A 10,828-nucleotide genomic window follows, 5' to 3' on the forward strand; every position below is an offset into this window, starting at 1 on the left:
ATGCCTTCTTCAACTAAGCGGGTAACAATTGCAGCCCCTATTCCTCTGGAGGAGCCTGTTACTGCAGCCACTTTTCCCTGAAGATCTGTAAACATACATAACCCCCTGATTCATTTTTAGCCTGAATGAAACATCACCGTTTCAGCATCTGTCTCTGTTATTCAGGGGCCGGGAACGTAATGCTGGGTATGATCCGGCAACAATGTACGTTTTTGACCGCCAGAATAACGATTTTCTCTTCAATTTATGCTATCTGTAATCCAATGAATACCCTGAAAAATTAGCAACAGATCTTTATATACGCAAGCTCGTGGCCGTGCCGGGTTAAGTCCCGGTGTAAGTACACCCGTTTTAGTTCCACGCACTTTTTGAGGTTTCTGGGTTTTTGACCCTGGCCCAAAATCAATGCAGTGCTAAATCAGAGATCTTCGTCTTTTTGTAGGCTCCGGATAAATTCAGCCGGGGTCATGTCATTTAATGATGAATGCGTTCTCCCATGATTATATTCCCTGCGCCAGCTGTCGAGTTTATTCTGCGCATCTTCCAGTGAGAGGAACCAGTGAATGTTCAGGCATTATCCCGCAGACTACCGTTAAATGATTCAATAAACGGGTTATCTGTCGGCTTTCCTGGACGAGAGAAGTCCATTGTCACCCCATTTTCATACGCCCATTTATCCAGGCTCTTCGAGATAAACTCGCTGCCGTTATCTGTCTGAATACGCACAGGCTGGCGTTTACTCAGTAAGCGTAATGCTTCCATCACAGCGACCACATCCTCGCCCTTCAGCGACTTTCCTGCGTGGATCGCCAGACACTCACGACTAAAATTATCCACTACAGTTAACACCCGAAAACGCCGTCCGTTAAACAGATTATCCGACACGAAATCCATACTCCAGCACTAATCGACACCGGTCAGGAAGGGGCGCTGTTGGCGATGCGCTGCACTGACATGCCTGCGCGGACGCTTTCTCCGCAGGTTCAGTCCTTCCAGACAATAGATTCTGTGTGTTTTCTTGTGGTTAACAGGCCAGCCTTCCCGTCGCAACTGAATATGAATACGCGGGCAGCCGTAGCGGATCCGGGTTTCCGCTATTTCCCTGATGCGAAGGGTAATCGCTCGATCATCCCGCCGACTCTGCCAGTGGTAAACGGTTCTGCTCTGCATCAGCAGTCCACATCCCCGCCGGACACTGATACGGTAAGCTTCCCGCAGGAAATGTACCGCCTGACGCTTCTGAGCCGGCCTCAGAACTTTTGCTTCAGTACCTCCTGCAGCATCTCTTTGTCCAGACTCAGGTCAGCGACAAGCTTTTTCAACCGCTGATTTTCATCCTCCAGCTGCCGCAAACGACGCAGTTCTGTCAGGCCCAGACCAGCGAATTTCTTCTTCCAGTTATAAAAAGTGGCTTCAGAAATGCCCATTTTTCTGCAGACTTCCCCGATGCAAGTACCGGTTTCGGCCTGTTTCAGCGCAAAGGCTATCTGTTCTTCGGTATAACGGGTCTTTTTCATGGCGGTGTGCCTCTCTTTGAGATGGAAGAAAGACCGGAGACTTCAGTTTAGCCTGGCACTGTTTTCAGGGGGAAGGTCATTCGCGTTAAAGAAAAAGGTAGAGCGCAACCTTGTCTCCAGCCCTGCACCAGTCTACCTGCAAGTGCCGATCAGAGAGTTCGTTTTAGCCGTATTCGATTGGCACAACGGTACTTTTATCTGCAACTACATCCATCAGCTAAGCTCTCCACCCACCATGGAAAGATGATTAAAAGGCGACCAGCATCCAAATTATAACCCTTTATATACTCTCTCTACTTGAGAGCTAATGCCTATTATACCGTCCACTAAGAAATTTTATGGTTTACTAGTCACCCTTGCAATAACGCTTATCATTTAAACACGTCCATAGCTAAAGTTATTTGTAATAATGTAAGTAAATCTGCTCAGCATAGCGAACCTTGTAATAGAAATCCATTTATTGCAATAGCTCGTCGTATTTAACGTACGCTCTAGTTAGTTAAATTAGACTGGGTAGATGGTGTATATATAACAGTGAGTTTCCCACTATATATTCCTGCTGACTTATCGGCAAAGCGGAATTGCGGTGTTGTAAATGTTAATGGTGCTGGCACGCATAAAGAAACACCCGAAACACCGGGAATAACAACTTGTCTCTGAATTTTTCTTTCATTCGTATTTTTCCATAAAACCTCCGCTCCATTACTTATAATCTGTGACTGTCCGGATGTAGGGTTTAATACGCTAAGCTGGTAATCAACTCTGTTTTCAGCCTGACTTTTGTCAGCGCCATTTCGATAAACAGAAAAAAATCCAGGCTGCCTTCCTGGAGCACTCGCTCTCTCGTCGCTGAATATCATATTAACCTGAGAGCTTGTCGAGTTTTTCCCATCATATAGACACATATCTAATACAGACTTACCGCTCATACTTTGTGTATTCTTAGTGCCAGTGCGATTGGATAAATTAAGATTTACCTGGGGGGTTGAATAAGGGAATGTTGGGAAATAAACTTGCTGACTTTTAAGGTCTGTCACTGTCAATGATATATCCGCACTCCAAACACCCAATATTCCATATCCATTGTCCCATAAACGTAAATTTTGCTTCAACGTAGCGGTCCAGGTGCCTGGAGATGAGAGTTTGGCAAGCTCACTTTGCGGAATGCTGTAAGTGAAATCACTGGTCACGATTAAAGCATTATCGCAGCCAGTAGTCATTGAAGCAGGGGTGTTTTTGGATTGTCCTGCACAACCTCCAGAAATAACATTCCATTGTTTTATAGGCGTAATATTTAAATCAACTTTAGTTGAACTTCCTTTAAGAGAAAAAGACAGTCTTACGTAAAGTCTGTTGTCTGTTGAGTTGTACCACCACGAAGACGTAGTCGCACAAGCTCCATATGTGGTGTCTGTAGCATTAAGGCAGGTTAGTGTATTTCTTCCCCATTTTTGTCCATTAGTATCATCCTGACCGCCTGATAAAGCATTCCAGATAATTAAAGAAGCAGGTAGTGAGTTTTTATCAAATTCAGCTGTAAGATTTGTAGTTCTGTTCATCGGTGGCTCGTAAATAGCTTTACAAGAGAATGAAACAATGGATAAAAATGAGATTAAGTATAGTAAAACATTTTTAAAATACATATTTACGCCTTAATTATTCATAGCGGTATTTTTCGTATGATCACTTAACCCTGCAGTCATCAGAACAACCTGCTTTTGTTCTGCCGCAGGCAGCCTTGCAAGATCTGTACGCTGGCACCTCGTTTCCCCGACATAACGAATAACATCTCTCATCATGCTGACCTTCATCCCACACTGCCAGTAGGATTCGTTTTTCACAACGTACAACTTTTCCACCTTTCTCGTCGTCTGAAGGGTAAAACTTCCGTTACCCAGAGGCGTCCATGCCATCACATTAAGCGGGATGACCCCTTCAAGTGGGTGGCGGTTGTTATCCAGCAACTGGCCAAGCCACGTGTAGCGCGTTTGCACGCTCACAGCCCGGTTAAAGACCTTTCCTGGAGTCATGAAGACTTTTCTTGCTCCGGTACCCCGGCTTATCTCACTGCTTATTCCCTCAGGGGAGGCAACGGACTCCGTGACGTCAAACTGGTTTTCCCTGTAACCCGGCACAGTAAAAAGCGCCCTGCTGTTGCCTCTCACCTCACTCCTTCCACCGGTGTCCACAGAGACATTTACCCGCGATACTTCTGGGGTGTCTTGCTGTTCAACACCCACAGTTATTGCTGAAGAAGGCGTTCCATCTCCCCAGCGGCCAGCGGCCAGCCCATCCCGATCCAGGATGAGGGAGGAGCTGTAATTACCGCTACCGTTGAGCAGATGTTCCCCACTTGTCCGGTCCCAGGCGTCACTGACGGTCAGGGACCCCGCGCCGTACTGCCCCCCCATACGGCCATAAGCTGAAGCGGTCAGCGTGCCCGTATTCACGCCGTTAAGCGACACACCTGTTTCGTTTTCCCCCGTCTCATCGCTGTACTGACTGGCAGCAATGTTATAACCCAGCCCGTCATTACCCCGCTTACTGGTCTGCCAGTTTGCTCCGCCAGAAAATGTACTTCGCTTTCCGTCCACGCCATTCCTGCTTGCAGAGAACGAAAGCGTAATAAACATGCCTTTATCCGGAGCATTAAATGCGCTGTCATTTCGAAAAAAGGCATTGATGCCTGATGTGATATTAATCTCATTGAGATTAATCGTGCGCGTGAGGCCCGCCTGCCATGTCCGGCTTTCAGAGTGAGTCTGATAAATTCTTTCCCAGGGAACAGCCGTCCGGTCACGCGGGTCAAAATCAGCTATATCCCGGCGATAGACATACCGCCCCCGGTTACTGTTGCGGGCAAATCCGAGTGTGGCATACCACTTATCCAGCGGGACAGAAAACATCACGCTACTACTCTTGTAGCAACCGTTTATGCTGTAGCGATGAAGTCCCTGACTGTTACACTCCGGGGCCGTCATTGCACTACGATAAAAACTGAGCGAAAAACCATCGCTGTAATTTGCCTGCTGAATATTACCTCTTGAGCCTTCGCTTCCGTGCAGATAGCTGACTCTCGACGTCAGAAGCCCGTCAAGCCATCCGGAATCAAAACCGTGCGCCCAGTCCAGCGCACTTTCCCAGAAACGCGCAGTATTGAAAAAAGCTGAACCAGTGGTCAGAGCGAGGTTATTGCTCACCGGCAGCCTCAGCCCGGCCTGAACGACCTGCCTGTCGGTGCGCTCACTGAAGATCCCGTCCGCGTCCGGTACTCCCGCCTGAATAAACCATTGTAACGTGCGGGATGAAAGTTCTCCCAGCCCGGTGTAAGGGACTGTTTCTGTTCTTACCAGCTGGTTATCCTCAAAAATCCGTAAAGTAAGCGTGTAACTTCCCTGAGGGAATGCCCGGGAGTCCAGAATCTGTGCACCGGCTTTTAAATAAAATGAAGCCAGTAGCTGTCCTTCCCGATAAGCATCGACTCTCGCATCACGTGAGAGAAACAGATTGACAGGCGTGCCGGTTGAGACCTTATCCATGTTTATCCATGCAAGCGTCGAGCCCGTCCTGACGCCACGAATTTTACCCAGGGGTAACTGACTGAGATTGATATTCCCCCCGGTATTGCTGAATATGTCCCGGGCGTCCATGACACCTGCCTGCACATAAATCCGCTTTAAAAAATCCTGCCTGATGTAAGCATTATTGACGGATACATCATGCGTGCTTTGATTGCCTGAACGTTGCCCCTGAAGATTCCAGTCAAGGTTGAGATAACCCCCGTCGCTAACGCCCAACGTACCGTTACCCTGAAGCGACACAGACTGATAACGCCTGTCCGCAACGAAATTGACATTTTGTTGATGAATGAGCGCATTACGGCTTTCTGCGCTTACGTCGTAATAAATATTGTCCTGCTTTTTAGCTGGCAAATAATCCCGGGCAATAAAAAGATTTATCCTGCCATTATTTTCATCATAGATAACGTCAACCGTCTGAGTGTCCAGAAAATCGCATCCGGGCTGGTTACCGCCCGTACTGCAGGAGAGCTGGCTGTTGCGGCGAAACGGTTTATCCAGAGACTTATGCAGCATGATGCTGAGCCGAGGGTTGTCCGGATATGCCCTCAGGATGGAAGATATCAACGCGTCCGGTTGTATGAACTGGATGCTTTCAAGATCCACCCAGCTCTTGAAAACCCCCAGCGATTGTCCGTACAGTGAGACTTCCGTGAGAATAGTCTGACCCCGGGCCAGCTCTTCAAATCCCCTGGGTACGCGCAATGATGCATTACTCGTCAGAGAGACTGAATACGCGCTTATCATTACGGCCAGAAACGTGAATCGTATATTCATCCATGAAGTCCTGTCTAATGACAGGGTTTCCCCTGTCATTATTCTTATCTCTGTCAGCCGCCCGCTGCTGCAGTGGCCTGGGTCACGACAAGACTTACAATGCCGGTATAGGTCCCTGCTGCAGAAACTGCGCCTGGCGTGGTCTGTGAAATAACCAACGGCATGGTCGACGAGCCATTCGTAATCCCGCTTGGGAATGTGGTGGCGTAAGCAAGGCTTGTCGCCGTCGTGGAGAGGGCGGTGCCATTGACGGACACACTTAGCGGAATAGGGTTAGCGCCATTCGCATCCGTGAGCGACGGTGTATTTGCCAGGCTGACGTTTAGCGCACGGTCCGCAGTATTGGACCAGAACTTGATGTTCTCTTTATGGGCGGCAAGACCTTTGCCTGGCAGGTACTGCATGGCGATAGATGACGGCAGAGGTGATCCATCAGCAAGTGTGACATCGACCGTAGGGTCGATATTTGCCGTGACAGTAATATCACGCTGGACAGCATTCACACTGAAGGTAGTGACAAGCACGCTGACAAATGAAATAACTTTAATCTGAGTTTTCATCGAACATTCCTTATATTGTTGTTCCCTGGTGTCGGGGACGGAGTAATAGTCTCTTTATAGAGACAAAGAGATTTCTTCGGTTTTTTCTGTTATCCAGTTTACGTATTTAATACGATACTTTTTATCGCGTGAGAATGTGATCCCCGCCAGGCGGGCCTCTGTATCCGGATATATGGTTGCAGACACTTTTATCCACTGACACTGGCCAGACTGGTCACAAACCCCCACTTCTTTTACCGGGATACGGATTGTGCCATTATTTAACACCTTGCCACTACCATCGATAAATAAAAGGCTTGCCTGAACTTTTTCAGGCGCGACGTGAATAAGTGCGCCCCAAACAACATTAACGCCGATACTTGCGGTTGCTGTCGATTTTTTTAAATCGCCTTGCTGCACAATAAAGTTATCTTCATTTACGCTTTCAAAATAAGCACGCCACGTTGTTTCCTTTTCTGGAGGCATGACAGAAACAAGTCTGACCACTCGCTCACTTGCAGGAGAGAGCGCAATCTTTTGCGGCGTAATAATCAGTCCGGCAACACTAAACGCATCACTAGTTTTCTCCTTCTCCTGCGCTGTCCCGGGTTGAAATATCTGCTTGAGACTGACTTTAATAAACTGAACATCATTGTCCTGGGAGATGACTTTTATCTGGCTGGCTCCTTTAAGACCTACAGATACCTCCATGGGATAAACGTACATTGCACCTGAGGTTGGATTTATCTGCATGAAAAATGCGGATACTGCGAGTAACGTCAGCCTGAAAACTCTTAATTCCATTTACTTACCTACCAATCAATAGGTTACGTTAATAAATTTTTCTTTTCCTGGTGGATATTAAGAGACAATCTGATCGATATCAAGTATTTTGATCGTAAATAACGATCAAAATCCAATACATGATAGTCAATGCCTATCATACTACCGGATTTTGATCGATCGTTGCTAAAAATATGAACAGGTTAGACCAGATTTCATCCGAACATTAAGCATACAAGGATCAGGCAATGACTTTGACCGTTTACCCAGCTAGGGACCGTTTTTTTTCTGAAGGTTTAGCTCATTTGTTTTCAGGAAAAACACCAGAAGAAGAAATAATGGTATTGAATCTTGCGAAGTGGTCTCTCAAAGAAATCGTTCTTTCAAACTGGGCGGAGATGAGACGGATGCAGCCATCATTTATTATTACGGAACATAGCTTACTCCCCGTCGCAGATTATTTAAAATCTGCTAATGGAAACTCCTTTGTATTAAACTCCGGTCAGTTAATACTTCCTGAGTTATGTTCCGAAGGTTTAATGACAGAGAGGCTCACCTCACTGAGCAGAAAAAGAAGCGGACGCCTGACGGCTACCGAGTACAGAACACTGAAATGTTTTTTTAACCTGATGACGGTGGACGAGGAAGCATGGAGATATAAGGTGTCAAACAAAACCATCTATGGAATGCGTTCACGGGTTGCTGCAAAACTAGGCATCAAAACCTTAAATGAGATCCTCATGTGGTAGAATTTGAGCGGCATCATTTCACTAGATGAGTGGTAGCAAAAGTGGCATCTCCTGTTTCAAGACTGCCTGCAAACCAAATTTATATTGCGGCAATCTCTCATTTTATGGATATTAATATATCCCTGAGGAAGATACATGATCCAGTACGATACGGACCAGTTGCAACCAGGTCTGTGATCAGACATGCATTTCAAATGAATCGACCCATGTTGTTTGATATACCTATAGTCAGGCATCCGCTTTGCCTGAAGGTTACTGTTCGGATTTATCGAACTTGACTACATCAGAATCATTGTAATATCGGATTACCAGTGACTGGGAAAATCAATCCAGGCGTAACCAATGTGAACATTTTTTTCTTGCACGGGGGGACATTACGCGAGATACGTCGTGCCATAGCTCTCAGTTTACCTGCTACTTGTAGCATTTGCTGCTTGAGAAAAGTTCTTTTCTTAACACCAATCATACTTTGCTGCAGGTAAAAGCAGATAATCGTTTCCTTACTTTTCTTTGTCACATGCTCTGCCTGAACTGAAACAGTTAGATTATTTTCCTTAACTTGTTTGAAACGATCTTGAAAGTTATTTCCGGAAAGTACAACTATAATAAGAAATATAATTATTGAAGCAGATGGCAATGCAAGCACCAAACCCAGTCTCTCAGATGAAATCATCGTCTTTTATGAGACTAAATGGTCTGATTCAAGATAATAACTGTCTGAAAGAGGCAGGTGTGCGATTTTTACTAAAAAAACCTCATGGATATGGTAAGCCGTCATTTTTTTTCCTTTAATATAAATCGCGCACTAATTATTCGTTTTTATCTGTGTATATGTCAGGGCACATATTCGATAAATAAATCACTGTCTTCCTTAGAAGAAGTTTAGCATAAATTGTGCTCTCTTTGCACCCCAGTGTTAACAAAGAGTGAAGAACAATCCAGATTGGCTATTCAACCAGTAGGAATGTCACTGTTGGTATTTTACTTTCAAATGAAAATGATTAATCTACTTAAGCTCCCCCTGATATTATTCTTAACCCGCTAATTTTTAAGATCTATATGCTGCAGTATGAAAGAACAATTAAATAGAAAGACTGGCTTTATATTCTCCGACAGTTACGCCACAAAGAGTCACTGCAGAAAATCATAGATAAAAAAAACTACGAGCTCAGTGATGCTGAACTGGCCGTTTTCTGGGGAGCCGCAGATCATCGTCTGGCTGAGCTTATTACCGGAACTTTATACGACCATGTTCCAGTGGAGATATGGCGGCATGTCCGTTGATTACATCTTCGGGGTTATATTCATATTGTATTCATTTCTGAGATACCACGTCCTAAAATTAGCTGCATCCAGAGGCGGTGAAAACAGGTATCCCTGCAGTAGCATTACCTGATTATTCCTCATAAACAGGGCCTGCTTCCTGGTGCTGATACCCTCTGCAATCATGGTAAGTTTCAGTCTTTTACTGAGGGTGATAATGGCATCAAGCACTGGGGTGTCTCCGTTGGCAGAATCGATCGTTTCTGTGAAACATCTGTCAATTTTGAGAAAGTCTGCAGGCAGGATTTGCAGGATAGACAAGGAACAATAGCCGGTTCCAAAATCATCTATAGCAACCTTTATACCTGCCTCACGCAACTGGGACAGATGGGTAACAGTTTTCTCTGTATTTTCAATGAGTGTGCGTTCGGTAATCTCCGCCACAAGGGATAACGAAGAAGGAATACTGTCACGAAACGCCCTCATATCCCCTATAAACTCTCCTCCGGCGAGGTGCTCCGATGCAATATTTATGCTCAGATGAAACTCTCCCGTGGGGATCCACTCTTTAACATCATTAGCAATAAGCCTCATCAGGTGACGCGTTAAGGGCCCCATCATTTTTTCTGATTCTGCCGCAGGAATGAACACGTCCGGAGGGATCAATCTGCCGTTATTTCTTCTCCAGCGCATCAGGGCTTCTGCACCATGGCAGTGTCCTGAAATATCACAGACCGGCTGATAGCAGACAAAAAACTCTCCTTCTGTTATTGCCCTGCTTATCACGGATGCAGGGGAAATACGAGCAGCATGCCATCGTTTCCAGAAAGTACCTGACAGGAATGAAAATAAAAGAAATGCAGGAAGAATTATCGGGATGCCTTCAGTACTGAAGTACAGCCAGCTACGGAGGGTCGAATAAGCCGACACCCTGATATCACCTGCCTGTATTTGTAGCGAGGTAAGAACTTCGTGGTCACCCCGGGGCCCCCCCAGGGTGACAGACCGCCCGTGCCCTGCCTGTAGTGCGTAGTTCAGGTGGGTATTACCGGCCATCACCTTAATCAGCTCCCGCATGTAACGGGTGTCCAGTACCGTATAGGCGTAAATATTTTCCTTCAGCATCCGGGTATAGACAATCACAGAGTCGCCGTGGCCGGGGTTCATCGAGATTGATGAGGCCACTGCCGGCATATTCCCGTCAGACACACTCACATCCGGAAAAATGCTTTTAACAGGCCAGGATTTATTTCCGCTGAAGGAGGAACAGATTATTGTCTTGCCTGAAATGATCCCCGCGCTCCTGGTGTAAGGTGTTAGCGTTGCCAGAGATGTCAGCAACGGCAGGATTGTTTCGCAGTCATGAGCACCTGCTTCACTAATCCGACTAAGCGTGGCGGATGCTGGTTGATAGTATTCATCAGTAAGCCTGAGTATACCGCTCACACCAGCAGTCATTGCGCGGTACTGCATCCACAAACCCGAGCATATAAGAATAATACAGAGCATCACCGTTGCTCCGGCAAGGGTCATCCATAACTGAAATGGCCTGGGTGATATTGTTTTCATATGGCTCATTGGCGTTCACAAAGAATAAAACACCATCATAAATACAAAGTTGC

The 10,828-nt window shown here is 46.1% G+C and carries 8 protein-coding genes and 2 pseudogenes; 2 read left to right on the forward strand and 8 right to left on the reverse strand.

Annotation, left to right across the window (positions count from 1 at the left end; all coding sequences use genetic code 11):
• From AAIE03_RS24080 to AAIE03_RS24105, 6 genes and pseudogenes are all read right to left on the reverse strand, one after another.
• A pseudogene (locus tag AAIE03_RS24080) lies at window positions 1-95 on the reverse strand (glucose-1-dehydrogenase); the annotation flags it as partial.
• A gap of 323 nt (window positions 96-418) precedes the next feature.
• A pseudogene (locus AAIE03_RS24085) lies at window positions 419-1,517 on the reverse strand (IS3 family transposase).
• Window positions 1,518-2,008: 491 nt separating this feature from the next.
• Entirely contained in the window at window positions 2,009-3,160 is a 1,152-nt protein-coding gene (locus tag AAIE03_RS24090; protein ID WP_008460563.1) for a CblD like pilus biogenesis initiator family protein, read from the reverse strand.
• A 9-nt stretch (window positions 3,161-3,169) separates the two neighbouring features.
• Entirely contained in the window at window positions 3,170-5,872 is a 2,703-nt protein-coding gene (locus tag AAIE03_RS24095; RefSeq protein WP_166996007.1) for a TcfC E-set like domain-containing protein, read from the reverse strand.
• Window positions 5,873-5,925: 53 nt separating this feature from the next.
• Complete coding sequence (locus tag AAIE03_RS24100; protein WP_008460565.1) at window positions 5,926-6,432, reverse strand: CS1 type fimbrial major subunit; 507 nt, start codon at window positions 6,430-6,432, stop codon at window positions 5,926-5,928.
• Between the two features lie 54 nt (window positions 6,433-6,486).
• Entirely contained in the window at window positions 6,487-7,215 is a 729-nt protein-coding gene (locus AAIE03_RS24105) for a fimbrial protein (protein ID WP_008460566.1), read from the reverse strand.
• A gap of 227 nt (window positions 7,216-7,442) precedes the next feature.
• On the opposite strand from AAIE03_RS24105, the gene AAIE03_RS24110 reads away from it, so the two are divergent.
• Entirely contained in the window at window positions 7,443-7,943 is a 501-nt protein-coding gene (locus tag AAIE03_RS24110; protein ID WP_008460567.1) for a hypothetical protein, read from the forward strand.
• A 289-nt stretch (window positions 7,944-8,232) separates the two neighbouring features.
• On the opposite strand, the gene AAIE03_RS24115 is transcribed toward AAIE03_RS24110, so the two are convergent.
• Window positions 8,233-8,616: a hypothetical protein gene (locus AAIE03_RS24115; protein ID WP_166996009.1), complete on the reverse strand. Its 384-nt coding sequence runs from the start codon at window positions 8,614-8,616 to the stop codon at window positions 8,233-8,235.
• A gap of 431 nt (window positions 8,617-9,047) precedes the next feature.
• Here AAIE03_RS24115 and AAIE03_RS24120 point away from each other — a divergent pair, with 431 nt between their 5' ends.
• On the forward strand, window positions 9,048-9,227 hold the full coding sequence (locus AAIE03_RS24120; protein ID WP_498563293.1) for an Hha/YmoA family nucleoid-associated regulatory protein: 180 nt from the start codon (window positions 9,048-9,050) through the stop codon (window positions 9,225-9,227).
• Here AAIE03_RS24120 and AAIE03_RS24125 read toward each other — a convergent pair whose 3' ends face one another.
• Window positions 9,228-10,775 (reverse strand): EAL domain-containing protein, encoded by a 1,548-nt coding sequence (locus AAIE03_RS24125; protein ID WP_166996032.1) that lies wholly within the window; start codon window positions 10,773-10,775, stop codon window positions 9,228-9,230.
• Between the last annotated feature and the right edge of the window lie 53 nt (window positions 10,776-10,828).

This window comes from Pantoea sp. Ae19-2 (assembly GCF_059801205.1).